The sequence below is a fragment of the Actinomyces bouchesdurhonensis genome, assembly GCF_963540955.1.
In the GTDB taxonomy this organism is placed as follows: Bacteria; Actinomycetota; Actinomycetes; order Actinomycetales; family Actinomycetaceae; genus Pauljensenia; species Pauljensenia bouchesdurhonensis.
On sequence record NZ_CAUTSL010000005.1, the window covers coordinates 26,476 to 52,636 of the forward strand.

Sequence of the window (26,161 nt, forward strand, 5' to 3'; positions counted from 1 at the left end):
CTCCACCACAACACTGCATCGGGGATAGACGGCCCTTCAACGCGGAAACCGCCCCCTGTGGATAGGGGGCGGCGAACAATAGTGGCTGTGGATAGGCCCGCAGCAACGGCGGGCCTGTGGATATGGAGAGTCAGGGGATGTCAAGCTCGGGTTTTGACAGCTCTTCGACGTTGACATCCTTGTAGGTGATGACTCGTACCGAACGCACGAAACGCGACGAGCGATAGATGTCCCAGACCCAGGCGTCGGTGAGCGTGAGTTCAAAAAACACGTCCCCTCCTACCGGTCTTGCTTGGACATCGACGTGGTTGCACAGGTAGAAGCGCCTCTCAGTTTCCACGACGAACTTAAACAAGCCGATGACGTCCCGGTACTCCTTGAAAAGCTCCAGCTCCAGGTTGTTTTCGTAACCTTCGATTTCTTCGCTCACGGACCCATCATGCCGGGCGCGTCGCTGCATCTCGCCGAGCTGACCCGGCGCGCCCTACTTTGTGGGGTTTGTCGGCATCTTCCACGAGCGGCGATGAAAATCGCTGACACCCAGGTGCGCGATGGCACGTGCATGCGCGGCCGAACCGTATCCTTTGTTGGAGGCCCACCCGTATCCGGGGTCCTCAACCTCACTCATGAGGCGATCACGCGAAACCTTAGCGAGAACCGAGGCGGCGGCGACGACCGCGCACGTTAGGTCAGCTTTGACCTGCATGTGCACGGGCAGGTCAACGCCGAAAGGGTCATCCGGACCGTCGAGTGTCCCGAATAGATCAACGGGGGCACTGAGCCAATCGTGTGATCCATCCAATAGGACGCCTCCGGGGACGAGGCCGTGGCTGGCGACCTCAGCCAGGGCACGTCGTCCGGCGAGGCGCAGGGCAGCGATAATCCCCCATTGATCGATTTCCTGTGGGGACGCGTAGCCGACGAACGACGCTAGCACCCAGGCCTGGATGGGCTTGACGAGGCTCTCGCGTCTGCGCGCGGTCAGTGCCTTGGAATCGGTGAGTCCCTCGGGTACGGGCGGCGCATCTGCACCGATGAGGGCGACACCGACGGCGACGGGGCCGGCTAGGGCGCCGCGTCCCACTTCGTCCATGCCGGCGACGACTCCCCACCGCTTCGCGAGGGAGAGTTCAAGATCGCGTGAGGCTGTAATCATGATGGGTCGGGGACGGAGGAGAACACCTCCGGATGCCCGACGTCACTCGACCAGCGCGAGATTGGCCAGATCACTGCCTGGACGGTACCCACGACCGAGGACACGGGCACGTAAGGCGACTGCCCCTCGCCCATATGATAGCGCGAATCCGCGGAGTTTGAACGGTTATCGCCCATGACCCACAGGTGTCCCTCCGGAACCGTGATGTCGAATGATCGTTCGCCGCACGGACTTTGCCCATTGGCGACGTAGGGTTCGTTGATTTCGACCCCGTTGACGCTCACTTTGCCGCTCGTGCTCTCGCAGGTAACGCGATCACCTCCGACACCGATGACGCGTTTGACAAGGGTCTGTTCGCCGCCGCCGGGCACAAAGCCCGTGAACTCCCCGAGTCTGCGCGCCGCCGACGGCGAGGTAACCGACGTCGTTCCGAGCCATCCGAGTGTGTCGTCGAAAACGACGACATCGCCGCGATGAATATTAGAGCGCAACGCGTCCACGCGAGACACGGCGATGCGATCATCCTCGACCAGCGTGTTGCGCATCGAGGGAGAGGGAATCCAGAAAACCTGGACAACGAAGGCGCGCAGGAGGGAGGAAATCACCAGTGCGACGACGATGATCATCAGGATTTCGCGCAGCCATACCAGGGGGTTACGCCGGGCGCGCGCTTCGGCGCGTTCACGATCGCGTAACGAGGGAGCATGCACCGGTCCGAGCTCGGTTCCTGCGGTCGGGCTCATGCGTCCTCCTCCTGAATTCGTCAACGTTCCAAGGATACGGCGAGGCCCGACACCGGCGCGCGGTGTCGGGCCTTTCCGTGAAAAATGCCAAGGCGCGTGGCCGCTGGCCTCACTCGGCCTTGCCGGAGCGGTGCTCCTTGATCTTCGCGGCCTTGCCGTGACGCTCACGCAGGTAGTAGAGCTTGGCGCGGCGCACGTCGCCCTTGGTGACGACCTCGATGTGGTCGATCGTGGGGGCGTGAACCGGGAAGGTACGCTCGACGCCCACGCCGAAGGAAACCTTGCGGATGGTGAACGTGGAGGACACGCCGTGACCGCGACGAGCGATCACGACACCCTGGAAGACCTGGATACGGGAGCGGTTGCCTTCGATAACCTTCACGTGCACCTTGAGGGTGTCGCCCGCGCGGAACGGCGGGATGTCATCGCGCAGCGAAGCCGCATCAACGGCGTCCAGCTTCTGCATTTTTTCTCCTTGACGCCTTCGCCGCAGGTCGGGGGCGCCTGGTTGGGCGAGCCTGTGCCCGCTCATTCGGTCGTCCGATCGTGCGCCTCGGTGTCCCCCTGCGGCAGGATCAACCGCGCACAATCTTGATAATTATCCCACGCGACCCCTTGTTCAGGGGAGCGTTGCGCCGCCCGTCGGGGTGAGATCACGCACCATGACGATGTCGTGGTTGAGGACGCCACCGACGTCGAAGGTCCTGGTGGAGCATCTGCGGAAGCCGTGGCGCTTATAGAAAGCCTGGGCTTTCTTGTTGGCGCGGTTCGTCCCGAGCGCGAGGGAGGCGTGCCCACAGTGGGCGGCGTCGCTCGCTGCCGCCTCCACGAGGGCGTCGGCGATGCCGCTGCCCCGCCACGGCGCGTCGACGTAGCACTTCGACAGGTAGGCGGCGTCCGCCTCGACCTTTCCGGGGCGAACGAGTTCGGGTGGGATGGCGTCCTTGCCGACGATGGTGAGGGTGTAGCCGACGAGGTGGGCGTCGATCTGCGCGACGAGGATCCTGTGGCGCGTCGGGTCAGCGAGCATGGCGTCGAACATATCCGGCCCGAGTTCGGCGGCAATGAACGCGTCGATAGCTGCGCGCGGCAGCTCGGGCGGGCACGCCTCGGGGAAGGTACGCGAGGCGAGAGCGCTGAGCTGTGCGGCGTCGCCGGGTTCGCCCTGGCGAATCGACACCGGACGCGCGCTGCCCTCACGCGGGTAGGCGACGCCGCAGGCGGCCAGGGCCGCGCGGTCCTCACGTCCGAGCGAGTCGGCGCGAAGCTCCAGCGCCAGGTCCGGGCGAACAGCCGCGGTCTTCTCGATGGCTCGGTCTCGCCGCCAGCGCTCGATGGCCGCATGGTTGCCTCCCAACAGGACCTCGGGGACCGGGCGGGAACGGAACTCCCGGGGCTTTGTAAACACGGGGTATTCGAGCAGACCTGCGCCCGAGTAGGATTCCTCAACAAGAGAGTCCGGGTTGCCCATGAATCCGTCGAGGAGGCGCGCGACTGCCTCAGCGAGAACCATTGCAGCCACCTCACCACCGTTGAGCACGTAGTCGCCGATGGAGAACTCCAACACCTCGATACCCACTCCCCGATAGTGCTCGGCAACGCGCGCATCGATCCCCTCATAACGCCCGCACGCGACGATAATCTGATCGGCGCGAGCCAGGTCCTCGACCAAAGGCTGGGTGAGCGGTGTGCCCGACGGAGTCGGGATCGCGAGAATACGCCGGGACGAGGCCGGGGCGGCGTCCTCGTCACCGGCGCGCAGCGAGATGGCGAGCACCTCATCGAGGGCACACGCCCACACGTCCGCGCGCATGACCATGCCGGCGCCACCACCATAGGGAGTGTCGTCGACGCTGCGGTGCTTACCGGTAGCCCACTGCCGCAGGTCATGGGCAGCGAGGGTCACGAGGCCGACGTCCTTCGCCTTGCCCATGAGGGAGAGGGTCAAGGGCGCGAAATAGTCGGGGAAAATGGAGATGAGATCAAAACGCACGCTACTTGCCGTCCCGCTCAGATACGGCCTGGTCATCGAACAAGCCTGGAGGCGCGTCAATGACGACGAAACCACCCTCCACGTCGACAGTCGGCACAAGCTGAGTGACGAAGGGAACCATGACGGTGCCAGCCTCAGTCGTGACGAGCAACAGGTCCTGGGCGGCACCGGGGGTCAAGCCACTGACGGTACCGAGCGCCTCACCACTCGGTGCGCGGGCTGCAAGACCCTTGAGCTGATGCGGATACCAGGCGCCCTCCTCCTCATGCTCCTCAACGAGCAGTCGAGCGCCACGCAACGCTTCAGCATCCTCGCGCGACACGCACTCCTCGAAAGATGCCAGGACGCGATCCTTGTGGACGCGGATGGATCGGACCGTCACCACGGCACCGCGTCCCGCGACGTCCAGGCGCGCACCCGGTGTCAAAATCTCCGGGTCGTCGCTGCGAACGTCGAGAATGACCTCGCCGCGCAGACCGTGGGCGGGGCCGACGATAGCGGCTGTGAGCTGCATGGGATCTCCTCATCATGAACTGGGATCTGTCCGAAGGATACAACGAAGGGGTCCGGCATCGCCGGACCCCTTCGTGACGTGTGCGAGTCTTACTCGCGATCCGTGTCGACGACGTCGACTCGGACTGTGCCGCGCGTCGACAGCGCACCCATGACGGTGCGCAGCGCGCGAGCCGTCCGACCGCCACGCCCGATGACTCGACCCAGATCCTCGGGGTTCACGCGAACCTCCAGGAGCTGACCGCGTCGCATCGAACGAGGGGTCACCTCGACATCTTCGGGGTGGTCAACGATGCCGCTGACCAGGTGCTCCAACGCGTCGGCGAGCATGCTCAGGCATCCTCTCCGGCGGCCTCTTCGGAAGCCTTCTCGGCCTCGGCGGCGGCTGCGGCAGCAGCGGCCTCTTCCTCGGCTTTCTTCGCGGAAGCGGCGGCCTTGGACTTCTCAGCCGCAGCCTCGGCGTCCTTGACGGCTTGCTCGGCCTGGGCGGCCTTGTCAGCCTCGGAGACCTCCACGCGGGAAACCGCGTCGGCCTTGCCGTTGAACTTGGCGATGTCACCGGTCAGGACCAACAGGTTGCGGACCTGGTCGGAGGGCTGAGCGCCGACACCGAGCCAGTACTGGGCGCGCTCAGAGTCGATGCGGATGATCGACGGGTTGGGCTGAGGATCGTAGTAGCCGACCTCTTCGATGACGCGGCCGTCACGCTTCTTGCGGGAATCGACGACGACAACACGGTACTGGGCGGCGTGGATCTTACCCACGCGCTTCAGGCGAATTCGAACTGCCACTTGTGTGGTCTCTCCATTTCAGAATTGGTGTGGACCTTCGCGTCCCAAGGTGGGAAACACAGGGGTCGCATCGGACCGGGACACGACGATACGCAGTGAGAGGGTCTACGAACCGTCGGGTACAGCTAGCGATTATGCCACAGATTGGGCCGAATTCCCACATGGACCCCTGACTCTCCCCCCAGCGATACGGTTAGATCAATCACTACGATGATGTGAGTCAGGGACGCTGCCAAGCGAGAACTCCCCCGACGTAGACGTCGGTTGGGCGAGCGAGCGCAAGAGGATCGGTGCGCGGATCCTCGTCGAGAATCAGCAGGTCGGCTTCCCCTCCCTCAACGAGACCCGGCCCCCCCAGGTAGCGCTGGCTGATCCACGTGGACGCATCGATGACGGCCTGAGAGGTTGCTCCCCATCGCTTCCACAGGTCAAGCTCGCCCGCGATCGACCCATGCTCCTGGTAACCTCCCGAATCTGTACCTTGGAGCAGGAGGACGCCCTGGTCGAGGAGCATTAAAAAGTGCTCGCGACGCCGCTCATACATAGCCCGCATCGTGGCGGCATACACGGGGTACTTGGTGCCCGCCTGGGCAGCAAAATCCGCGAAAAGCTCCACCTGGCGAAGCGTCGGCGTCACGGCGATGCAACGCTTAGCGATCTCGGCGGCCTGGTCAGCGTCAATACCGCTGCCGTGTTCAATGTCATCGACCCCAGCCTCAATAAGCGAGTCGATGACGCGGTGAGAGAAAGCATGGACCGCGATGCGAGCCCCGGCCTCGTGAACGGCGGCCACAGCCTCGCGAAGAATTGACGGATCCCACAGGGGCATGAGGTCCGCCTCCACGCCATCCGAGCGATCAATCCAGTCGCCGACAATTTTGACCCACCCATCCGAGCGCGCCGCCATGTCGGACAGGACAGCAGGTAGCTCGCGTTGTTCCCCGACATCGACGGGCAACCCCCGCATGTAGCGCTTCGGACGAGCGACGTGACGCCCACAGCGGATCAGCCGAGGTCCAACCAGAGAAGCGACGCAAGAATTATCGACAGGCACGCCACAGTCGCGCACGAGGGTGACGCCACTGGCTACTGTAGCCCGAGCCTGACGCACCATCTCGTCGGCGTCGACCGGACCATCCTTGGAATACCCGACGTGACAGTGAGCATCGACCAATCCAGGGACGATAAAGCACGAACACTGCCCGCGAGTGTCCCCCTCGGCGCATACCCGCCGAATAATCCCATTGGAGACGGACCACGTACCCTTCACCCACTGCGGGCGAACAGACGCATCATCGGCCCACAGGCACACGCCGCTGACGAGCATACGATCAGAGCCGCCCAAGCATTCGCTTGACGTCGTCGGGCAGATCGTCAAAAGTCGGACGCGGAGCGGGGACCCCAGTCGGTGCGCCAAACGAGGACCCCTGAGCGGCGTTGCGTTCCGACGGGGGTAGCATCGCCTCGAGTTCTTGCTGGCGGCGCTTCGCCGGATTACCGGAACGAGCCTTCTTCTTCACGCGCGCACGCTGAGCCTGCGCCTTGCGAGCATTCGCCTTCTGTTTGGCCTTGCCGCCGCGCCCAGGAAGAGCACCCATGCCAGGCACGCCAGCACCCATCTGGCCCATCATGTCGCGCGCAGCCTCGAAGCGTTGGACGAGCTGGTTGACCTCAGCGACGGTCGTACCGGAGCCTCGGGCGATACGTGCACGGCGCGAACCGTTAAGGATAGAAACGTCCTCACGCTCCGCGGGAGTCATCGAACGAACAATGGCCTCGACGCGATCAACCTCGCGCTCGTCGAAGTTCTCGATCTGGTCGCGCAACTGCGCAGCCCCCGGGATCATGCCGAGCATCTTCTTCATGGAACCCAGCTTCTTGATCTGCTGGAGTTGACTGAGGAAGTCTGCGAGGGTCAGCTCACCGGCCAGTGCCTTAGCGGCGACCTTCTCGGCTTCCTCGGCATCCATCTTCTTTTCGGCCTGCTCAATGAGGGTGAGAATGTCACCCATGTCGAGGATCCGCCCGGCCATGCGGTCCGGGTGGAAACGCTCGAAGTCGTCAAGGCCCTCACCCGTGGAGGCGAAGAGGATAGGCGCCCCTGTGACGCCGCGCACGGATAACGCTGCGCCACCTCGCGCGTCACCGTCCAGCTTGGACAGCACGACTCCAGTGAAACCGACACCGTCACGAAAGGCTGTGGACGTCGAAACGGCGTCTTGGCCCACCATTGCGTCTAGGACGAACATAATCTCGTGCGGTTTCACCGCATCACGGATCGCGATCGCCTGGCCCATCATCTCCTGGTCGACGCCCAGCCGACCAGCCGTATCAACGATGACGACACTGATGCCGCTCTGGCGGGCAAACTCGACACCCGAGCGGGCGACCTCAACGGGATTGCCGACTCCGTTACCCGGCTCAGGGGCCCACACCTTGACCCCGGCGCGCCCGCCGACAACCTGGAGCTGCTGGACAGCGTTCGGACGCTGAAGATCGGAGGCCACGAGCAGGACAGTCTTACCTTCCTCACGCAGCCATTTGCCAAGCTTTCCAGCGAGCGTCGTCTTACCGGCACCCTGGAGGCCGGCGAGCATAAAAACAGTCGGACCGGAGTCAGCAAAGGAGAGCTCACGAGTCGCACCGCCCAGAATCTCCACGAGTTCGTCATGAACAATAGAAACGACCTGCTGGCCGGGGTTCAAGGCCTTCGAGCGAGCCGCGCCGTAAGCCTTCTCGCGCACCTGGGACGTGAACTGGCGAACGACAGGGAGGGCGACATCCGCATCGATCAGGGCGCGACGAATGTCGGAAATCGCCTTGTCGACGTCCGACTCGGTCAGGACCCCGCGGCTGCGCAGGGTGCGGAAGGATTGGGTCAGGCGATCTGACAGGTTTCCAAACACGTGATCTCTCCCAAGATGGCGACAGTACAAGGCCAGAGTAGCGCACCTCGGCCCCGGTCGTAGGACCGGGGCCGAGGAGAGCAGCATGGAAGGGACTCTAGGCGTTGCCCACGATCGCGTCAACGAAGCCTTGCGGATCGAAGGGGGCCAGATCATCTGCGCCTTCACCGAGACCGACAAACTTCACGGGAACACCCAGGGCACGCTGAACCGAGACGACGATACCTCCCTTTGCGGAGCCATCAAGCTTCGTCAAGACGATGCCGGTCACGCCGGTCGCCTCCGCGAAAACTTCGGCCTGCTTCATACCATTCTGGCCGGTGGTGGCGTCCAAGACGAGGAGGACCTCGCAGACGGGCGCTTGCTTTTCCATAACGCGCTTGATCTTGCCGAGCTCGTCCATCAGGGTCGACTTGTTCTGCAGGCGGCCCGCGGTGTCGACGAGGACGACGTCCACATCGCGCGAGATTCCCTCGCGCACGGCCTCGAAGGCGACGGATGCCGGGTCGGCACCCTCACGATCACTCCTGACGACGTCGACACCCACGCGCTCACCCCAGGTGGCGAGCTGATCGGCGGCGGCCGCGCGGAAAGTGTCAGCGGCGCCCAGAAGAACGGTCTTGTCCTCCGCGACAAGAATGCGGGCAAGCTTGCCCACGGTCGTGGTCTTGCCGGTACCGTTAACACCGACCATCAGGACGACGGCGGGCTTGGTGACATCATCGGCCTCTGGACGGGTCAGGTCGAGGGAACGATCCATGTCGGGACCGACGAGGGCCAGGAGTTCCTCACGCAGGATCTCGCGGATGCGTGCCTCGTCGCTCGTGGACTCGACGGCGACGCGACGCTTGAGGGCCTCCATGAGGGAATCAGTGGCCTCGAGGCCGAGGTCGGCGATCAGGAGGGATTCTTCAATCTCCTCCCAATCGGCGGCGCTGAGCTGACCACGACTGAGTACTCCAAGGATGGCGCGGCCCAGGGAACCGGACGAGGCAAGCCGTTCGCGCAGGCGCTGCATGCGCGAACGCACAGGTTCGGGGCGCTCGACACTTGGCTCCTGCGCAGCTTCTTCTTCGGCGACCGGGCTCTCATCTTCCTCGGCGACCGGACTCGCGTTTTCAGCGGTCGGGCCAGCGCGCGGCTGCTCGGCTGGCTCCTCCTCAGATTCGATAGGCGTTGGGCTCTCGCCTTGGGCGGACACCCGGGACTCAACCGTGATGGTTACGTCGTCGGTGGAAGGGCGTCGGGCGCTGACGGCGAGGCGAATAACCACGCCGATAAGCACAGCGAACACCACAGCGACGACAACCGCCCACGGCGTGTGAAGGAATGAAACAAATGCGTCCATGGGGTCATTATCCCCCATGGACACATTCGGATGAAAGAGGCAGTGAGTTCGTGGTTCCTTAACGCCCCTCCGCGTGGCCTCCCTTACGCCCTCGGTCGAAGCGACCGCTCATCCGCTCGGTAACGTTTTCGAGACGATCCACGCCCGGGAGGCGGTCGGCATCGAAATACGCATTGGAAGTGTCAGCGCTAAGCAGGAGGGATTGCAAAGAAGCAGTGCGCGGTGTCACGGGTCCGTCACCCGAGCCAGAGGCGCGCTTGGGCAGGGAATGGCTCTTGACGTCCTCCTTCAGCTCTTCGCCCTCACGCCTAATGACCCCCTTCCAATCGTCGGCACTGCGCCTCGACAGTGCGAGCGCGGCAACGACACCACCCGCAACGACGAGAACAAGGACGACAGTCACGACAAGAATCAGTGCACCCTCAAGCATGTCTTCATCCTGCCCTACCGCACGCTCAGCGGCGAGAGTGCCACCCGATACTGACCGCATTGTGACAATAATGTCACGGGCCGGGAACGCGATGGTCCCGGCCCGTGCGTGGCGTATGAGGTACGGTCAGTCGAGATAGTCTCGAAGCACCTGCGAACGCGAGGGGTGACGCAGCTTCGACATGGTCTTGGATTCAATCTGACGGATGCGCTCACGCGTAACACCGTAGACCTTGCCGATCTCGTCGAGGGTCTTAGGCTGGCCGTCCCCAAGACCGAAACGCATTGAAACAACCCCCGCCTCACGTTCGGACAGTGTGTCAAGCACGTGGTGGAGCTGCTCCTGAAGCAGCGTGAAAGACACGGCATCAGCAGGCACGATAGCTTCGGAATCCTCGATAAGGTCACCGAATTCTGAGTCACCATCCTCGCCCAGAGGCGTGTGAAGCGAGATGGGTTCGCGACCGTACTTTTGAACCTCCACGACCTTCTCAGCGGTCATGTCGAGTTCCTTGGCCAGCTCTTCAGGCGTCGGCTCGCGGCCCAAGTCCTGCAGCATCTGGCGTTGGACGCGGGCGAGCTTGTTGATGACCTCGACCATGTGCACGGGGATACGGATTGTTCGTGCTTGATCTGCCATCGCGCGTGTGATCGCCTGGCGAATCCACCACGTGGCGTAAGTCGAGAACTTGTAACCCTTCGTGTAGTCGAACTTTTCGACCGCGCGGATAAGGCCCAGGTTGCCCTCCTGGATCAGATCCAGGAACTGCATACCGCGACCGGTGTAGCGCTTGGCTAGCGACACGACCAGACGCAGGTTAGCTTCGAGCAGGTGGTTCTTCGCCTGCTGGCCGTCCTGGGCGAGGAAGTGCAGCTCGCGACGCTTCCGGCTGGTCATCTCGTCAGCCTGGTTCTTCAACTTGTACTCAGCGTACAGGCCAGCCTCAATACGCCTGGCCAGGTCAACCTCCTGCTCGGCGTTGAGCAAAGAAACCTTGCCAATCTGCTTCAGGTAATCCTTCACCGGATCGGCGGTCGCGCCGGCGACCGTCACTTGCTGGACAGGTTCGTCGGTCTCATCAGAGTCGGAGACGACGAAACCACCCTTCACGTGAATACCCGCGTTTGTGCGTTCACGCAACGCCGCCCCTTCAGAAACCTTGGCGTCTTCTTCCTCTGCTTCTTCCTCAGCCTCTACCACCTCCTCGTCGTCGCTGCCGGCGCCAAGATCAGGATCCTCCAGGTCTTCGCCGATGGGTTCGAATTCCTCCTCGGATGTCTCGAGATCAGGCGTAACCTCCTCGACAACCTCGACGTCCTTCTTCTTGCGTCCGCGCGGCTTCTTGGCTGCAGCCTCCCCGTTGGCCTTCTCCTCGGGGGCGCCGCTCGCCTTCTTCGTACTCTTGCGAGGCGCAGTCTTCTTCGCGGGAGCCTTCTTCGCAGCGGACTTCTTCGCAGCGGGCTTCTTGGCGGCAGGCGACTTGTCCTCGGCACCCGAGGCAGCCCCACTCTTCGCCGACGCAGCCTTGGCGACACGCGTCGTCTTCTTCGCGGGGGCCTTCACCTCCGGGGTCTCCTCGCTGGTCGCAGAGTCCTTTGCCGAAGCGCGCGATGCACTCACACGGGTCCCTTTCGTTGATGGGTATGCACAACAGAGCCGATTGCAAATCGGCATACCACGCCCATTTTAGTGCGTTACCCGCGAGTTTTCCTGACGGTAGGTGTGAATCTTCCCAGCTGTGCCGCGCCCGCCCACAACCGTCCATTAGAGTAACCATATGAGTCTGAGCGAGAGTTTCTCAATGCTGCGTCCCCACATCGACGAGGCCACAACCACCGCGCTGGCCAGCCTCCTCACCCGCGTGGGAACCACGCAACGCTCAACGAATTTCGCCGAGGCGGTGGTGGCCTCAACATCCGGAGGCAAGCGTTTTCGTGCGCTCATGGCACACGTCGGCTGGTCTTTGACATCCGGCCTGCCTCTCACGCAAGCTTCCCTGCCACACCTGTCCGCGGCCCTCGAACTCTACCAGGCGAGTGCTCTCGTCCACGACGACATCATTGATCACGCTGACGAGCGCCGAGGCGCACCCACGCCGCACCGCCGCTTGGCCGACCATCACGTATCCAGCGCATGGATTGGTTCACCCACCGATTTCGGCGATCACGCGGCCATCCTTGTCGGTGATTTCCTCTTTTCAGCTGCCGTCAATGCGGCGGATGAGCAGGCCCTGGCCCTGCGTGGCGACTCCGTGCGGGCATTCACCCGTCGTTTCGCCGACATGCACGCCGAGGTTGCACTCGGCCAATACCTCGACATCGTCGCTGAGCAGACCCCGCTCGATCCGGAGCGTACGGACGCGCTGAACACCTGTGACTCCCTGGAGGTCGCACTCCACAAGTCAGCGCGGTATTCCGTCGTCCACCCGGCGGTTCTCGGAGCAATCTGCGGGGCAGCGTCACTGAGCGAAGCCCTCGGACTCATCGAGGTCCTCGAAAGGATCCTCACGCCCTGGGGGCTGGCCTTCCAACTCCGTGACGACGACCTAGGCGTCTTCGGAGACCCCGCTCTCACGGGCAAGCCTGCCGGCGACGACCTACGCGAAGGCAAACGTACCGCGTTACTGGCCCTCACCTGGGAAGCGTCCTCCCCCACCGAGCGCCGCGCGCTCACTGATGTGCTCGGGGTCGCCGAGGCCTCGGCTGGGCAGATCGAGGAAGCAAAGCAGATTGTTGAACGCAACGGCCTCGCTGCCCACGAAGCAGAGATCGCACGACTGGTCCGTGACGGTCGCGAAGCCCTGGAGACAAGTGGCATCGACGCAGACGCAGCCATCATGCTGCAAGAGCTGTGTGACATCCTCACCGCTCGGCGCGCCTAGAGGCCCCGGCAAGGAAGACTCCCCTAGAACGCCAGCGTCGACGCAATCCGGTTAACCCGATGGTGACGTCCAGACGTCATCGCGTCGATCGGGCGTTCACCGAGTTCGTCCTGCATCGCGTAAAGCCAGGCGACAGACTCCTCAGGCGTAAATCCATCGTCCGCCAGAAGAGTGAGCGTGCCCTGCAGCACAGGCAGAGGTTCCCAGCCGTTAGGCCCCTTGACGATGACCTCGCGGGGAATCCCACGCTCTCCGTCCTCGCCGCGTACCTCAATGAGGACACGGTCACGAAGGAGCTGCTTCAGGCGTCGTTCTTCGATACCGAGCAAACGGCACACCTCATCGCTAGACAACAGGGTTATATCAGTACTGCTCATGATCGCAACACTACCCCATCGCGGCGCCGCACCGATGCACGCACCTCCAATGATTTGCCGAAAACTCCCATAGAATCAAACAAGTGAGCGACGAGAAGACATTTGACCAAACTGATCCACTGATCGGGCTCTTGGTCGACGAACGCTACCGGGTCACCCGCAGGCTCGCCCGCGGAGGAATGGCCACCGTGTACATCGCGCAAGACGAACGCCTTGACCGCCCCGTTGCCCTCAAGGTCATGCACCCACACCTGGCGGACTCCGATGCCTTCGTCGAACGATTCCGCCGTGAAGCACGCGCCGCCGCTCGCATCGTCCACCCGGGGGTGGTCTCCGTCTTCGACCAGGGCGTCGTCACCGGCCAGGGGTTCCTCGTCATGGAACTCATCGACGGTACCAACCTACGTCAGCTTCTGCGCGCACAAGGAGCGTTCACGATCCCCCAGGCGCTGCGCTATACGACCGACACGCTCGAGGCGCTGCGCGCCGCCCACCGCGTCGGTGTCATCCACCGCGACATCAAGCCTGAAAACATCCTCGTTCCCTCCGATGGACCCGCGAAGGTCACCGACTTTGGTCTGGCCCGGGCCGCCTCGGAGGTATCGATGTCGTCCACAGGCAACATGCTGGGCACCGTCGCCTACATCGCCCCCGAGATCGCGACAACGACTGAGGCGGATGCACGCTCCGACATCTATTCCGTGGGCATCATGCTCTATGAGATGCTCACGGGTTCCGTGCCGTGGGCAGGCGAGACTCCCCTGCAGATCGCCACCCATCACGTCTCCGACGACGTGCCCAGCCCATCAACCGCCCAACCGTGGATTCCCCGAGAAATCGACGACCTCGTCGCCGCTCTCACAGCGCGCAACCCAGCGAATCGCCCAGCTGACGCATCCGAGGCTATCGACCTTGTAACGCGCGCAGCCGCAGCCATTCCCTCTGAACTGAGCAACCGACGCGCCGACATCGCAATGAAGAACACGCAGGATGGTGCCCAGACAAGCGCACTCAACACCGAGGTTTTATCCTCCCAATTCACGAGGCCGCTGCCGGTGCCCGCGTCACGAACCATCGCGACAGTTCACACATCCGCTCCCCCGCCCCCGCCTGCGCCCAGGACCGCCATGAAGAGTCGCCGCCGTGCGCTCACCTGGATCGCGCTCGTCACTCTGCTCCTCATCGTCGCTGGCATCGGCGGGCGCTGGTGGTGGACCGAATACGGTCCCGGCTCCTACCTGACAATGCCCGAGACAACGGGACGTCCCCTCACCGACGTGCAAACGGACCTGGGCGCCCTCGGATTGACCTCCCAAGTCGAAGAAGAGTTCTCCGACGACGTTTCCAGCGGCGCCGTTACCCGCTCCGACCCGCAAGGTGGACAGTCCGTGCACAAGCGAGCAACTGTCCAACTGTACGTATCAAAAGGCGTAGACATGAAGACCGTCCCCGATGTCACTGGCAAGAGCCAGGACGAGGCGGGGCGTACCCTGAGCGATGCCGGACTCGGAATCGGTTCTGTCACCGACGCATACTCCGAGGACGTGCCCCAGGGACAGGTCGTCTCCCAGTCGGTGAGCGCTGGAACCTCCATCGCACACGATTCAACCGTCGACATTGTCCTGTCCAAAGGCCGCGAGCCCTTGACCGTTCCCTCCCTGAGCGGACTCGGCGCCGACGCAGCCAAAGCCACGATCGAAGCCCTCGGCCTCGTGGCCTCACCCTCCGAAGCCTACTCCGACACCGTTGCTGCCGGCCAAGTCATCTCCCAGCAAACCCGCGAAGGCTCCACACTTTACCGCGGAGACTCCGTCGCCTACACCGTGTCGAAGGGTCCCGAACAAGTGGCCGTCCCCGATGTGGTCGGCCTCCAGCGAGAAGACGCCAAGAACCGACTCGAAACCGCCGGTTTTACCGTTAAAGAGGAAGCCATCCTCGGCGGGTTCTTTGGAACCGTTCGTTCCACCGACCCAGCAGGCGGCACGATGGCCAAAAAAGGATCCACGGTCACGATCACAATCGTCTGAGGAGTCGCGCGCACCGACTCACCGATGACGCTGCACTGACGAAACCCGGCCTCGTTCATCACAAACGAGGCCGGGATCGCGTATGAGCAGTAGAAAACTCACCCCTCGTTGGAAGCAGACCCCTTCGCCAGATACTGGGCGACCTGGAAGGCCATCTCCAGGCTCTGCTGGTGGTTCAGCCGCGGATCCACGAGCGTCTCGTAGCGATCGCGCAGAGATTCATCGTCAATGTGCTCCGACCCGCCGACCACTTCGGTGACATCGTCACCCGTCAGCTCCACGTGCAGGCCACCCGGGACTGTGCCCACTGCCTCATGCGCCTCGAAAAAGCCACGAACCTCATCCATGACCGTCTCGAAGCGGCGCGTCTTGAAGCCGGTCGACGACGTGATCGTGTTGCCGTGCATCGGATCCGTCATCCACGTGAGCGGGCGACCATCCTCGCGGGCAGCCTCAAGCAGTGGCGGCAAAACCTCACGAATACGATCAGCACCCATTCGGGTAATAAACGACAGGCGCCCATCCTCACCATCCGGATTCAGCCGGTCGATGAGCGAGAGCATCTGATCGCGCGTCGTCGACGGACCCAGCTTGACCCCAATCGGGTTACGCACGCGTGAGAGCAACTCGATGTGAGCACCCTCCTCCTCACGCGTCCGCTCCCCCACCCACAGGAAGTGAGCGGACGTGTTGTAGGGTTCGCCCGTGCGCGAATCGATGCGCGTCATCGCCGACTCATACTCCAAGAGCAGAGCCTCGTGCGACGAAAACAGATCCACATCGCGCAACGTCTCAAAATCAACGCCCGCCGCACCCATGAACTTAATGGCCCGATGAATGTCTGCGGCCAACGACTCATAACGAGCGTACGCCGGATTCGACATGAAACCCTGGTTCCAGCGGTGCACCTGACGCAGGTCCGCGTAGCCACCTTTCGTGAAGGCGCGAATCAAGTTAAGCGTCGAGGCCGCATGGTTGTACAGAGCGAGGAGACGCTGCGGGTCGGGCTCGCGTGCCTCGGGGGTGAACTCGAACGAATTCACGGCGTCACCGCGATAGCTCGGCAGCGTCACGCCGTCTCGCGTCTCTACGTCGGAGGAACGCGGCTTGGCGTATTGGCCGGCGATGCGCCCCACCTTTACGACGGGCAGCGAAGCACCGTAGGTCAGCACAACAGCCATCTGCAGCAGCGTCTGGATCTTCAAACGCACGTGATCGGCCGTCGCCTCTGCGAACGTCTCGGCGCAGTCTCCCCCCATCAGGACGAAAGCCTCGCCGCGCGACGCGGCCCCCATCCACGTGCGCAGGTCATCGACCTCGCCCGCGAACACGAGAGGCGGCTGGCAGCGAAGCTGAGCCGTCACCTCGGATACGGACTCGGCATCCGCATACGAAGGTTGCTGGGCAGCGTCCAGGCCGCGCCACGTGTCCCAGGGAGCGCGCTCCCCGGACTCGGGCGACCACAAACGCTCGGGGACGCGGCGGGAGTAAGGCTTACGCACAGGCTCGCCGCCACGTCCAGGAGTAATAGAAGGAATCACGCGAAGCGACTCACTCGCCAGCCGGCTCGACGCTCTGACCAATTTCGGCCATCATCTCGAGGAACCACTGAGCCGAGACGTCGAAAGGCTTGCCACCTGCGATACGCGGGAACGCAATGGCCTTCAGACGATCGTTGTCCTCTTCGTCGTGACCGATGACGCCAGACTCGCCCTTGAACGCGCACTCGACGGCCAGGTCCGTCATCGACTTGATGAGTCGCAGGTCGTCGGCGTTCGCGCGCGAGGAACGCGAGAAGTAACCGGACTTTTGAACCATGACCTTCTCAGCGTTGATTCTCTCGGCGAACTGCTTGGCGAACCACTGGCCGGGGTTGATCGTGTCGAGCTTGACGTGGCCGAAGGGATCACGCTGAACCTCGCCACCGGCAGCCTCGATCTCCGCAATGATCTCGGGGACGCCGGCGCCCTCGGACAGGAAGATGTTAACGTTGCCCTGCTCGTCCATGATCGCCTTCAGGCGCTTCGCCTCGGCGTCCAGGTCGATCTTCATCTCGGGCACGAAGATGGCGTGGATGTCCCAACGCTCCTTGGTCAGGCCGATCGAGGGCACCCACTCCTGGGTCTTGAGCCACTCATGATAGCGCAGCGAACCCGCGGCGGTCAGCCAACCGCAGTGGCGGCCCATGATCTCGTGGATGATGAGCATGCGGGGGTTGGAGCGATGCTCACCGATGACGTTCTGGGAGTATTCCGAAACCTCTTCAGCGGCGGTCCACGCGCCCAGGGACTGGCGGATCGGCACAACGTCGTTGTCGATCGTCTTAGGCAGACCCACGACGGTGAGGTGGTAGTCGTGTTCCTCCAGGTAGGCGGCCAGGTCGGCGGCCGTCGTGTTGGTGTCGTCACCACCGATCGTGTGCAGGACGTCGACGCCGTCGGCGCGCAGCTGCTCGGCGGCCTTCTGCAGCGGATCTTCATCCTCAGACACGAGGCCGCGCTCGACGAGGTTCTTCTTGTTCGTCAGCTTGACGCGGGAGTTACCGATCGGCGAGCCGCCGAAGCGGTGCAGGACGGCGGCGTGCTTGCGCGCTTCCTCGTCCACCAGCACGTAGTTGCCGGTGAGCAGACCGTGGTAGCCGTTCTGGTAGGCGATGATCTCAACGGTGGGATCAATTTCGTTGTAGCGCTCGATGAGTCCACCGACGGCGGAGGACAGGCACGGGGCGAAGCCACCTGCGGTCAGCAGGGCAACACGACGGACCGACATGAATGTCACCTTTCTCAGGTTGGTTGGGGACGGCCCCGCGCATTCATGCGCTGCCCGCGTCACCCTGGCTGCCCAATGGGGCTGCCTAGTGCACGGGCGCGCGCGTGCGCAGGGCACAGTTCATTCTACCCGGCCCACATCGCCTTTCGCCAAGGACGCCCGTCCCACGAAACACCGATGCGCGCCACCAACCGCCGCGTTGAATCCGAGCCGATTACTCCTTGTCGGCGCCCTTGTCCTCCTTGACGCTCTCCTCCTCGGGAGCGGTCGGCACGGGTACGTCGGGAGCTGTGCGTCCGCCGGGCGCGGGGCGACCGTTGGAGGGAACCGGCCCCTCGAAGGCGCCCTCGGCTGCCAGCTGTGCTTTGACGTCGGCGGCGTACAGGTCGACGTACTCCTGGCCGGACAGGAGCATCAGGTTGTACATGATCTCGTCGGTGATCGCGCGCAGCACGTAGCGGTCCTTGTGCAGGCCCTTATAGCGCGAGAAATCGAGGGGCTCGCCAATCACCATGCCGATGTTGGTGCGTGATGGAATCTTCTGACCGATCGGCTGTGCAGCGTGAGTGCCGATCATGGCGACAGGAATAACGGGAGCGCCAGACAGAAGAGCCAGTCGGGCCACGCCGGTCTTGCCGCGGTAGAGGCGCCCGTCTGGGCTGCGCGTGCCCTCGGGGTAGATGCCGAACAGTTCCCCGGAGCGCAACCGTTTGAGTCCGGCGTTGAGCGCAGCCTCAGAGGCACGACCACCGCTGCGATCCACGGGGATGGTACCCACCGCGCGCATGAATTCCTTCGTCATCCACCCCTTAACGCCCGTGCCGGTGAAGTAGTCGGCCTTTCCCATGAAGACGACCTCACGGTCGAGCATCATCGGCAGGAACACGGAATCCCACACAGCGTTATGGTTGGAGGCCAGGATCGCAGCACCTTGCGCGGGAATATTTTCCTTGCCGCGAATCCATGGGTGATACGCAGCCTTCAGGATCGGGCTGCCGGTAGCCTTGAGTGCCTGATAGAACGCCACTGTGACTCCTCGATTGTTAGCGGGCGCGCGGGCGCGCGTTGGAATTAGTATCAAATCTATGACGAAACAGACTCCCGTGCGCAATTGTGGGGAAACCATCGCGCCCGAAGAGTCTGACAAACGCTTTGCTCGCGCGATTGTTTCTGACGCCCTGTCTCGTAGTGCGAGACCGGAACTTCAACCGAGCCTCGACGAGGTGGGAACCCCGGCCTCGGGCGGGCACTGGGTGATCGTTGACCTGGAGACAACTGGACTCAGTGCGGACGCAGAAATCACGGAGATCGGAGCGGTTCGGGTGCGCGACGGTCACCTCTCGGATGAGTTTTCCTCCCTAGTGTGCCCTTCACGCCCGATTCCTCCTTTCATCACGTCACTGACGGGGATTACTCCGGCGATGGTGAAAGACGCAGAGCCGATCGCAGCCGTGCTGGAGCGTTTTATCGACTGGGCGGGCCTGGAGGATGAGCGCGCGCCCGTCCTCGTGGCTCACAACGCATCCTTCGACGTGGGGTTCCTGCGCCGGGCAGCACGCGCCGCGGGACGTCACTGGCCCAAGCCGCCAGTTGTCGATACGCTGGCGCTCGCGCGACTGGCGCTGCCACGACCCCTTGTGCGCAACCACAAGCTCGCGACCATTGCATCATATTTCGGCACGGCGACCACTCCGGGGCACCGCGCCCTAGGAGACGCTCGCGCCACGGCGGAGGTGCTGCTCGGTTTCATCAACCTGCTCACCTCGGCGGGCGTAACGGACGTGGAAGACCTGGTGGCCCTCAGCAAAGAGGCCCCCGCGCGACGCCCGACCGTCCCCTCCTTCGTGTCGGAGATGCCCACCACCCCGGGTGTCTACCACTTCATCAATGCGTCTGGCGACACGCTCTACGTCGGGTCAGCCTCGTCTCTGCGATCACGCGTGAGCAGCTACTACACGCGCGCGGAGAAACGACAGAAAATCCAGCGCATGGTGTCTGTGGCTTCCGGGGTGCGTACCTTTCCCACGTCATCAATCCTGGAGGCCCGCATTCGGGAACTGCGCGACATCGCAAGCCTGGCTCCCCCGTACAACTCAGCGTCGCGCCGCCAGGCCTGCCAGCATTGGGTGGTGCGCAACGGACACCGCGCAATCGTCACCCCCACCGTAGCCCTGGAGGACCTTCCCCGTGCCCTCGGCCCTTTCGGTACGCGGGCGCATGCAACGCGGGCGGCAAACGCGATCGCTCGGGCGCTCGGCGAGCACGGCAGCTGCGAGGTAAGCACCCTCATCGACGAGGCCGTGGCCGCCTCCTCGCTCGCCGTTCCGACAGCCCTCACAGCGATCATGACGCGCCTGTCGGAGCGGGGACTATTCGAGTCGGCAGCCACCGTGCGCGACGAGTTGAGCGCCTACGTCGCTGGCGTGGAGCGCGCGACCATGCGTCCGGTACTAGCGGCACCGCGCATCGTGTGGGGGATGCGCAGGGACACAGGTGAGCCGGGTTGGCTGATACACGCCGCATCCTACGGGCGCCATGTGGCTTCGGTCGTGGTGCCACCGCGCACCGACCCCACTCCGTGGATCAAGGTCATGACTTCGACGATCCCACTCGAAGTGAATGGACTCGCGGCGACGGTCGCATCGTGGGCGGAGACAGCGCTAATCAGTGCCCAACTGTGCGAACCCGGTATTCGCTTGATCGAGTGGAATTCTCCCCTGCCGTGGACCCAGCCAGTGTTCAGCCCGCTACGCGAGGGACGGCTGCGCGAACTCTTGGCTCAGGCAACCGCCAATCCGTGCCGTTCCCAGCGCTCCTAGCGCAGGCGTGTCATGCGTTGGAAGCATCCACCCAACGATCAATGAGTCGCACGCCACTACCGTCAGCCAGCGCGCCCAGGGCGCGTTCAACGGCACAGGCCATGCGATCCTCGAAGTTGTCCCGCGTCACCGCCTTGTCCAGGCTCTCCCAGGCCAGGAGACCGGCACCCACGTTAAGGGCAACCGCGTCACGAATGGCATCCGATCCCCCACCCGACAAGACGTCACGGGCCACGACCGCATTGTGCGAGGCCTCACCACCGGCGAGTTCCCCGATCGAGGACGGGGCCATGTCCAGGGATTCACGAGCGTCGAAAGCGACCTCACTGACCCTACCGTCCGACACAATCCAGATCTGGTTCGAGTCAGCGGTTGTCAGCTCATCCAGACCCGTTGTCGCACCACGGAAAACCAGGGCAGAGTTGCCGCGCGACGCAAAGACACCCGCCATGAGGCGCGCATTGTCCTCGCGTGAGGCACCGATCGCCAGCGCCTGCACCTTCGCGGGATTGGTCAGCGGACCCAACACGTTGAATGCCGTGGGGAAGCCGAGCGCACGGCGCACAGGTGCCGCAAAACGCATGGATGGGTGCATCTTGTTCGCAAACAGGAACGCGATACCAACCTGGTCGAACACGCGACGCAGGGAATCAGCGTCAAGGTCGAGGTTGATACCGAGAGCCTCGATAGCATCCGCCGAACCAGACTTCGAGGTCGCCGCGCGATTGCCATGCTTGACGAGAGGAATCCCCATCGCTGCCAGAAGAATCGCGGACATGGTCGAGATATTGACGGTCTTAAAGCCGTCCCCGCCAGTCCCCACGATGTCAAGCGCGCGGCTGGGCAGATCCACGCTCGCGGCGTGATCGCGCATGCCGTCCGCAAGGCCGTGAATCTCCTCAATAGTGGCGCCCTTGATCGCCATGGACGTCAGAAACGAAGCTAGGCGTGCCTCACCCAAGTCACCGCTCATCACCTGGTCCATCAGCCAGTACGACTGTTCGTAGTCGAGTGAGCGACCTGCGTTGAGCGAAGCGATGATGGGTGCCCATTCCTTGTTGCTCATCAGTTAGCCTCACGCAGAATGTCGGCAACGGTCTCTTGCAGGATGATCGGGTCGATCGGGTCAGCGACAGCGGCCACCGCACCAGCCCAGGTAGCCAACCACTCGTCCTGCGCGCGCGCCGTCAGAAAAACCATCGGGGGGACGCCTTCGCGCGTTTCAAGAAGGTCCCGAGCGACGGACATTCCGCCTTCCTTCTTTGTCTCCGCGTCAAGGATGAGCACCGAGAAATCCTGCTGATCGAAAGCATCGCGCACGCCAAAGGCCGTGGCGGCCTCCACCCAGTCGATGGGGGGCGTGTCCTTGGAGGCACGCAGGCCGATACCGTTGATGACAGCGGCACGTTTGTCCTTGTCATCGCTGAAAACCAGGATCGACACGGTTTCGTCGCTCATGAAAACTCTCCTTGAGTATGTGGCGTAATCGACGCATTGGCCTCATTCTAACGGGTAGCGGACGGCTCCCCCACTGGGAGCCGCCCGCACACGGTCTCGATACGCAGGCGATTACTGCATCGAAAGCGTTCCAACAATATCGATGACCAGAACACTCACATTCGGTGCTTGGCCGGACTGACCGGACTGCTGCTCACCCGACTGGCCGGACTGATCGGCGCCGTTATCGGAGGGCAACACGAGGAGGAGACGAGAACCCACCGTGTAGCCAGCGAGGCCAGCCTGAGCGACACCGCCTTGTTGAATGCTGTCCCCCCACGTGGATTCAGTGTGTCCATTGGTACCCCACACTCCGCCGACAGCCTTGTATAGGAATGCCTGATCGTCGGTGAGTTCCTCACCGCTGCCCTGGTAGATGACGTAGACCTTACGCTCGGTCGGGGCCGCCGCGTTGTCATCGATCGACAGAGTCGGCTCCTGGGCCGGATCTCCAGTAACGGTAATTCCGGCCGGAAGCTCCTCACCGGTCGCGGTCGCGCCCGTCAGGACAGACTCGTCAGCGATGTTTTCCACACTCGCACTGACGATGTCAACGACGAAAACCAGCGTCGAGTTCGCGGGAATACTGCCCGCAGCTTGACTGCCGTAGCCCAGGGCGGCAGGGATCACGAGTTGAACACGATCACCCACATGCGCATGAGCCAGGCCATAGCTCCATCCCTTGACAACTCGGTCGAGGGAAAACGTCGCAGCCTGCCCGCGATCGAAAGAAGAATCGAAAACAGTTCCGTCCCACAGCGCACCAACGTAATTTGCCTTAATCGTTGCACCTGGGCACACAACTGCTCCATCGCCCTGCTTGAGGGTCTTGACCAGGACCTTGTCGGTCGGCTCATTTCCCTTGCCCGCCGAGATGACAGGCTTATCGTCGCCCGACACAGCAGGGAAATTCCCCGTGCCGCTACGGTCGACGTTTTGGGTCTGCTGCGAGGAATCGTTCGTCGAGCAGGCAGAATAATCGATAGCAGACGACGAGGAAGACGCAGTCAGATCCGTGCAGGCGGACATGCCCAGGGCAAGAGCGACCGCACCAGCGAGGGCGCCGAAACGGCGCAGGGTGAACATCATGAGGTGGAGTCTCTTTCGGCTCAGTGGAAGGATTCGCCGCAGGCGCAGGTGTTCTTGGCGTTCGGGTTGTCGATCGTGAAACCCTGACGCTCAATAGTGTCAGCGAAGTCGATCGTTGCACCGCTCAGATAGGGAACACTCATACGGTCGACAACAACCTCGACGCCGTCGAAGGAACGGATAGCGTCTCCGTCGAGCGTGCGGTCGTCGAAGTACAGCTGGTAGATCAGGCCGGAACAGCCGCCGGGCTGCACAGCGATGCGCAGGCGCAGGTCGTCGCGACCCTCCTGCGTCAGGAGGCTCTTCACCTTCGCAGCTGCGACGTCGGTGAGGATAACCTCGTGGGTGGGAGCCTGAGTTGCGGACTCGGACATGGCGCTCCTTACGATGCTGAAAAGACGTATGCGCTTGACACACTACTCCCCCCTTCGCACCTGGCGCCAGGGGTGGGGTGTGCGCTTAGCGTAACCAGGTGCGCGCGATGCGCCGCCCAGCTTCCTCCAGTGTGATGCGCGCCTCTGTCTCAAAGACCCCATGCAGGCCCCACTGCGCTCGCTCGTAGCGGGACAGGCTGGAGCGTACGGTCACCGCAACGACCGGCAGGGCCAGTTCGGCGGCAGCGTTGGTGATCGTGTCCATCGTCGATTGTGCCAGAAGAGGCGAAGACAGCTCCGGTTCGACCACGATAACAAGATCAGCTGGCGTGAGCGCAGCACCAAGCCTCGTCAGATCGGCGAGGACCTCTCCCGTGCCTACGATCCGACCACCGATCGCCGCGATGACCGCGCCGACACCACCACCGGCACCGGACCCCCACATGCGCCCCGGATGAGCCTTCGAGTCCTCCAGGAGCAGACGGCGCCCCAGAGGCCGGTGCGCGAAAGCCTGCATGAGGTTCCCCGTCAGCGATGTGTCCTGTTCCTCAATAGGGTTAAGGTCGGGAGCAACCGCCAGCACCGAGTCAAAACCAAGGAGAGGACGCGGCGTGGAGGCGGCGCACACCAGGTCGGTGCCGCTCGCGCCGAGCATGTCTTCTGCACGCGTCAGGGCGGGACCCAGTCCCTCGCCGCTCACATCGGACTCGGCGACGCCAAGAAGCCCCGCGAGGAACCCGAGCCCGCAGTCGGGGGAAGCGCCGTGTCCGCCCTCGACGACGACCCTGGGTTCCCCCAGCGCAGCCGCCACGCGCTCGCCGACCTGGCGGGTCGAGGAAGCCTCGGTGGGCACCCGCACGAACGAGGCCTGGGAGCGACAGGCGGCCACGGCCTCGTCGAACGTGGGTCCGGAGCCGAAGGGAACGAGGACGACGTCGAGGCCGTCGCCCCCCGCCCTCAGGCCGCGCCCGATCTCTTCCAATGCGACGCCGGTCGGCAGGAGGGGACGCGCCCCATCCCACCGACCGGCAACGACTACTCGCCTCACAGGGAAGCCAGGCGGGTCAACAGCAGCGCCTCGGCGAGAATCGCTGCCTTCAGATCCGGGATCGACTGCGATTCGTCCTCCGAATGCGCGTTGGTGAGCGGATCCTCGACTCCCGTAACGAGAACCTGCGCTCCCGGGAAAATACGCTGGAAATCGGAAATGAAGGGGATCGAGCCGCCCACCCCGATGTTCACGGACGACACGCCCCAGGCCTCGGTCAGGCACTCGTGCAACATCGCGGTAACCGGAGAGTCCATGTCCGCCTGGTAGCCCGCACCCGCATCCTCAGCCGTCACCTCGACGCGCGCGCCGAAGGGCACGTTCGCGAGCAGGTAATCGACGAGCGCGGCCTGTGCCTGCGTGGGATCTACGCCCGGCACCGTGCGCATCGACAGGCGGAACCGCGTGTGCGGGGCGATCGTATTCGAGGCATTGGCCACCGGGCGCGCATCAAAGCCGATGACCGAGATCGAAGGCTTGGTCCACATGCGTGCGGCGATGTCACCCGAACCGGCCAGCTGAAGGCCCTCAACCATGCCCGCGGCTTCACGCAGCTCATCCTCAGGCCAAGCCACGTCCGCGTGGTCCGAGCCACCCAGACCCGGCACCGCGACGTCGCCCTTTCCATCAAAAAGAGACGCAATCAGCATCGAGGAGATCGCGACCGAGTCAAGCAACGGGCCACCGAATGCGCCCGAGTGCACCGCGTGGTCCGCGACGGTCACGTCGACGGTCACAATCGCGTTGCCGCGCAGCGTCGTCGTCACAGCGGGTTCGCCCGGCTTCCAGTTCGACGAATCCGTCACGACGATAACATCGGCCGCGAGTTCATCGCGGTGAGCATCCAGGAACGCAGTGAAAGACGGCGAGCCGATCTCCTCCTCGCCCTCAATGAAAACGACAACGTTGACGGGCAAGTCTTTGCCAAGAATCGACAGCGACCCCAGGTGAACAGTCACGCCAGCACCGTCATCGGAGGAACCACGTCCGTAGATGCGGTCCCCGCGCACCTCAGCCCTGTAGGGATCCAAGCTCCAGCGATGCAGCTCCCCCACCGGCTGGACATCGTGGTGAGCGTACAGGAGAACAGTCGGCGCTCCCTCGATATGGGGCGTGTGAGCAATCAGCGCGGGCTTACCCTCCGTGCCATCCTCCGCGTTCTCACGCAGGACCTTAGCCTCAAGTCCCAGGGCAGCGAAACGCTCACGCAAGTGCTCGGCGCTGCGCTCCACATCGGCAGCGTGCGCGGGGTCCGAGGACACAGAAGGAATAGCCACCAGCTGGGTAAGTTCTTCGAGGAGAGAGGGGAAAGCGGCCTCGAGGCGCTCTCGCAGAACGGATGTCGACAACTCATGTGAAGTATCAGCCATACGCCCAGGGTAGACCATGACAGTGCACGG

The 26,161-nt window shown here is 63.4% G+C and carries 26 protein-coding genes; 3 read left to right on the plus strand and 23 right to left on the minus strand.

What is annotated here, in order from left to right:
• Positions 1 to 130: 130 nt before the first annotated feature.
• From RYL44_RS01680 to RYL44_RS01740, 13 genes are all read right to left on the minus strand, one after another.
• Entirely contained in the window at positions 131 to 430 is a 300-nt protein-coding gene (locus RYL44_RS01680) for a DUF2469 domain-containing protein (RefSeq protein WP_021611788.1), read from the minus strand.
• A 54-nt stretch (positions 431 to 484) separates the two neighbouring features.
• Positions 485 to 1,156, minus strand: a complete 672-nt coding sequence (locus RYL44_RS01685) for a ribonuclease HII (RefSeq protein WP_073983197.1) — start codon at positions 1,154 to 1,156, stop codon at positions 485 to 487.
• On the minus strand, positions 1,153 to 1,899 hold the full coding sequence (lepB, locus tag RYL44_RS01690; protein WP_276739098.1) for a signal peptidase I: 747 nt from the start codon (positions 1,897 to 1,899) through the stop codon (positions 1,153 to 1,155). Before lepB ends, RYL44_RS01685 begins: the two co-directional genes overlap by 4 nt.
• Before the next feature lie 109 nt (positions 1,900 to 2,008).
• On the minus strand, positions 2,009 to 2,365 hold the full coding sequence (gene rplS, locus RYL44_RS01695) for a 50S ribosomal protein L19 (protein WP_009059185.1): 357 nt from the start codon (positions 2,363 to 2,365) through the stop codon (positions 2,009 to 2,011).
• 153 nt (positions 2,366 to 2,518) lie between these two features.
• A complete protein-coding gene (trmD, locus tag RYL44_RS01700) occupies positions 2,519 to 3,892 on the minus strand; it encodes a tRNA (guanosine(37)-N1)-methyltransferase TrmD (protein WP_314768294.1) in 1,374 nt (457 codons plus the stop codon).
• A gap of 1 nt (position 3,893) precedes the next feature.
• Entirely contained in the window at positions 3,894 to 4,406 is a 513-nt protein-coding gene (gene rimM, locus RYL44_RS01705) for a ribosome maturation factor RimM (RefSeq protein ID WP_314768286.1), read from the minus strand.
• Positions 4,407 to 4,495: 89 nt separating this feature from the next.
• Positions 4,496 to 4,735: an RNA-binding protein gene (locus tag RYL44_RS01710; RefSeq protein WP_003792828.1), complete on the minus strand. Its 240-nt coding sequence runs from the start codon at positions 4,733 to 4,735 to the stop codon at positions 4,496 to 4,498.
• A gap of 2 nt (positions 4,736 to 4,737) precedes the next feature.
• Positions 4,738 to 5,196: a 30S ribosomal protein S16 gene (gene rpsP, locus RYL44_RS01715; protein ID WP_276739088.1), complete on the minus strand. Its 459-nt coding sequence runs from the start codon at positions 5,194 to 5,196 to the stop codon at positions 4,738 to 4,740.
• Between the two features lie 220 nt (positions 5,197 to 5,416).
• The gene (locus RYL44_RS01720; protein WP_276739086.1) at positions 5,417 to 6,523 is read right to left on the minus strand and encodes an amidohydrolase family protein; all 1,107 of its coding nucleotides are present in this window, start codon (positions 6,521 to 6,523) and stop codon (positions 5,417 to 5,419) included.
• 4 nt (positions 6,524 to 6,527) lie between these two features.
• Entirely contained in the window at positions 6,528 to 8,102 is a 1,575-nt protein-coding gene (gene ffh, locus RYL44_RS01725) for a signal recognition particle protein (protein WP_276739084.1), read from the minus strand.
• Positions 8,103 to 8,199: 97 nt separating this feature from the next.
• Positions 8,200 to 9,450, minus strand: a complete 1,251-nt coding sequence (gene ftsY / locus RYL44_RS01730; RefSeq protein WP_314974882.1) for a signal recognition particle-docking protein FtsY — start codon at positions 9,448 to 9,450, stop codon at positions 8,200 to 8,202.
• Positions 9,451 to 9,508: 58 nt separating this feature from the next.
• Positions 9,509 to 9,880 carry an ABC transporter gene (locus RYL44_RS01735; protein ID WP_276739080.1) on the minus strand — a complete coding sequence of 124 codons (372 nt, stop codon included), beginning with the start codon at positions 9,878 to 9,880 and terminating at the stop codon, positions 9,509 to 9,511.
• Positions 9,881 to 10,006: 126 nt separating this feature from the next.
• On the minus strand, positions 10,007 to 11,554 hold the full coding sequence (locus RYL44_RS01740; protein ID WP_276739078.1) for an RNA polymerase sigma factor: 1,548 nt from the start codon (positions 11,552 to 11,554) through the stop codon (positions 10,007 to 10,009).
• A gap of 103 nt (positions 11,555 to 11,657) precedes the next feature.
• Here RYL44_RS01740 and RYL44_RS01745 point away from each other — a divergent pair, with 103 nt between their 5' ends.
• A complete protein-coding gene (locus tag RYL44_RS01745) occupies positions 11,658 to 12,761 on the plus strand; it encodes a polyprenyl synthetase family protein (RefSeq protein WP_314974883.1) in 1,104 nt (367 codons plus the stop codon).
• A 23-nt stretch (positions 12,762 to 12,784) separates the two neighbouring features.
• Here the strand turns inward: RYL44_RS01745 and RYL44_RS01750 are convergent, their stop codons facing one another.
• The gene (locus RYL44_RS01750) at positions 12,785 to 13,138 is read right to left on the minus strand and encodes an Rv2175c family DNA-binding protein (protein ID WP_314974884.1); all 354 of its coding nucleotides are present in this window, start codon (positions 13,136 to 13,138) and stop codon (positions 12,785 to 12,787) included.
• Between the two features lie 83 nt (positions 13,139 to 13,221).
• Here RYL44_RS01750 and pknB point away from each other — a divergent pair, with 83 nt between their 5' ends.
• Positions 13,222 to 15,165 carry a Stk1 family PASTA domain-containing Ser/Thr kinase gene (gene pknB, locus RYL44_RS01755; protein ID WP_314770028.1) on the plus strand — a complete coding sequence of 648 codons (1,944 nt, stop codon included), beginning with the start codon at positions 13,222 to 13,224 and terminating at the stop codon, positions 15,163 to 15,165.
• A gap of 98 nt (positions 15,166 to 15,263) precedes the next feature.
• Here the strand turns inward: pknB and RYL44_RS01760 are convergent, their stop codons facing one another.
• From RYL44_RS01760 to RYL44_RS01770, 3 genes are all read right to left on the minus strand, one after another.
• Complete coding sequence (locus tag RYL44_RS01760; protein WP_314974885.1) at positions 15,264 to 16,706, minus strand: class II 3-deoxy-7-phosphoheptulonate synthase; 1,443 nt, start codon at positions 16,704 to 16,706, stop codon at positions 15,264 to 15,266.
• Between the two features lie 10 nt (positions 16,707 to 16,716).
• The gene (locus tag RYL44_RS01765) at positions 16,717 to 17,934 is read right to left on the minus strand and encodes a pyrophosphate--fructose-6-phosphate 1-phosphotransferase (RefSeq protein WP_314974886.1); all 1,218 of its coding nucleotides are present in this window, start codon (positions 17,932 to 17,934) and stop codon (positions 16,717 to 16,719) included.
• Between the two features lie 214 nt (positions 17,935 to 18,148).
• Positions 18,149 to 18,961 (minus strand): lysophospholipid acyltransferase family protein, encoded by an 813-nt coding sequence (locus RYL44_RS01770; protein ID WP_314770035.1) that lies wholly within the window; start codon positions 18,959 to 18,961, stop codon positions 18,149 to 18,151.
• A 58-nt stretch (positions 18,962 to 19,019) separates the two neighbouring features.
• Between RYL44_RS01770 and RYL44_RS01775 the strand changes: the two genes are divergently transcribed.
• Entirely contained in the window at positions 19,020 to 20,753 is a 1,734-nt protein-coding gene (locus RYL44_RS01775) for an exonuclease domain-containing protein (RefSeq protein WP_314974887.1), read from the plus strand.
• Between the two features lie 10 nt (positions 20,754 to 20,763).
• Here RYL44_RS01775 and trpD read toward each other — a convergent pair whose 3' ends face one another.
• The 6 genes from trpD to RYL44_RS01805 all read right to left on the minus strand — a co-directional run bounded on the left by trpD (position 20,764) and on the right by RYL44_RS01805 (position 26,131).
• Positions 20,764 to 21,819 carry an anthranilate phosphoribosyltransferase gene (gene trpD, locus RYL44_RS01780; protein WP_314974888.1) on the minus strand — a complete coding sequence of 352 codons (1,056 nt, stop codon included), beginning with the start codon at positions 21,817 to 21,819 and terminating at the stop codon, positions 20,764 to 20,766.
• Positions 21,819 to 22,211: a response regulator transcription factor gene (locus RYL44_RS01785; RefSeq protein ID WP_073983180.1), complete on the minus strand. Its 393-nt coding sequence runs from the start codon at positions 22,209 to 22,211 to the stop codon at positions 21,819 to 21,821. Before RYL44_RS01785 ends, trpD begins: the two co-directional genes overlap by 1 nt.
• A 111-nt stretch (positions 22,212 to 22,322) precedes the next feature.
• Positions 22,323 to 23,339: an FKBP-type peptidyl-prolyl cis-trans isomerase gene (locus RYL44_RS01790; RefSeq protein ID WP_314974889.1), complete on the minus strand. Its 1,017-nt coding sequence runs from the start codon at positions 23,337 to 23,339 to the stop codon at positions 22,323 to 22,325.
• Positions 23,340 to 23,359: 20 nt separating this feature from the next.
• Positions 23,360 to 23,713, minus strand: coding sequence for an iron-sulfur cluster insertion protein ErpA (gene erpA / locus RYL44_RS01795; protein ID WP_073983178.1), 354 nt, complete (start codon positions 23,711 to 23,713; stop codon positions 23,360 to 23,362).
• Positions 23,714 to 23,798: 85 nt separating this feature from the next.
• Positions 23,799 to 24,761, minus strand: a complete 963-nt coding sequence (locus tag RYL44_RS01800) for a glycerate kinase (protein ID WP_314974890.1) — start codon at positions 24,759 to 24,761, stop codon at positions 23,799 to 23,801.
• Positions 24,758 to 26,131 carry a M20/M25/M40 family metallo-hydrolase gene (locus RYL44_RS01805; RefSeq protein WP_314974891.1) on the minus strand — a complete coding sequence of 458 codons (1,374 nt, stop codon included), beginning with the start codon at positions 26,129 to 26,131 and terminating at the stop codon, positions 24,758 to 24,760. Before RYL44_RS01805 ends, RYL44_RS01800 begins: the two co-directional genes overlap by 4 nt.
• Positions 26,132 to 26,161: the final 30 nt, after the last annotated feature.

Excerpts from the sequence above, each read along its gene's own strand:
- RYL44_RS01685 (WP_073983197.1), bottom strand. The coding sequence starts at position 1,156 with ATGATTACAGCCTCACGCGATCTTGAACTCTCCCTCGCGAAGCGGTGG.
- lepB (WP_276739098.1), bottom strand. The coding sequence starts at position 1,899 with ATGAGCCCGACCGCAGGAACCGAGCTCGGACCGGTGCATGCTCCCTCG.
- rplS (WP_009059185.1), bottom strand. The coding sequence starts at position 2,365 with ATGCAGAAGCTGGACGCCGTTGATGCGGCTTCGCTGCGCGATGACATC.
- rimM (WP_314768286.1), bottom strand. The coding sequence starts at position 4,406 with ATGCAGCTCACAGCCGCTATCGTCGGCCCCGCCCACGGTCTGCGCGGC.
- RYL44_RS01710 (WP_003792828.1), bottom strand. The coding sequence starts at position 4,735 with ATGCTCGCCGACGCGTTGGAGCACCTGGTCAGCGGCATCGTTGACCAC.
- RYL44_RS01720 (WP_276739086.1), bottom strand. The coding sequence starts at position 6,523 with ATGCTCGTCAGCGGCGTGTGCCTGTGGGCCGATGATGCGTCTGTTCGC.
- ftsY (WP_314974882.1), bottom strand. The coding sequence starts at position 9,450 with ATGGACGCATTTGTTTCATTCCTTCACACGCCGTGGGCGGTTGTCGTC.
- RYL44_RS01735 (WP_276739080.1), bottom strand. The coding sequence starts at position 9,880 with ATGCTTGAGGGTGCACTGATTCTTGTCGTGACTGTCGTCCTTGTTCTC.
- RYL44_RS01740 (WP_276739078.1), bottom strand. The coding sequence starts at position 11,554 with ATGCCGATTTGCAATCGGCTCTGTTGTGCATACCCATCAACGAAAGGG.
- RYL44_RS01745 (WP_314974883.1), top strand. The coding sequence starts at position 11,658 with ATGAGTCTGAGCGAGAGTTTCTCAATGCTGCGTCCCCACATCGACGAG.
- RYL44_RS01750 (WP_314974884.1), bottom strand. The coding sequence starts at position 13,138 with ATGAGCAGTACTGATATAACCCTGTTGTCTAGCGATGAGGTGTGCCGT.
- RYL44_RS01765 (WP_314974886.1), bottom strand. The coding sequence starts at position 17,934 with ATGTCGGTCCGTCGTGTTGCCCTGCTGACCGCAGGTGGCTTCGCCCCG.
- RYL44_RS01775 (WP_314974887.1), top strand. The coding sequence starts at position 19,020 with ATGACGAAACAGACTCCCGTGCGCAATTGTGGGGAAACCATCGCGCCC.
- trpD (WP_314974888.1), bottom strand. The coding sequence starts at position 21,819 with ATGAGCAACAAGGAATGGGCACCCATCATCGCTTCGCTCAACGCAGGT.
- RYL44_RS01785 (WP_073983180.1), bottom strand. The coding sequence starts at position 22,211 with ATGAGCGACGAAACCGTGTCGATCCTGGTTTTCAGCGATGACAAGGAC.
- RYL44_RS01790 (WP_314974889.1), bottom strand. The coding sequence starts at position 23,339 with ATGATGTTCACCCTGCGCCGTTTCGGCGCCCTCGCTGGTGCGGTCGCT.
- erpA (WP_073983178.1), bottom strand. The coding sequence starts at position 23,713 with ATGTCCGAGTCCGCAACTCAGGCTCCCACCCACGAGGTTATCCTCACC.
- RYL44_RS01805 (WP_314974891.1), bottom strand. The coding sequence starts at position 26,131 with ATGGCTGATACTTCACATGAGTTGTCGACATCCGTTCTGCGAGAGCGC.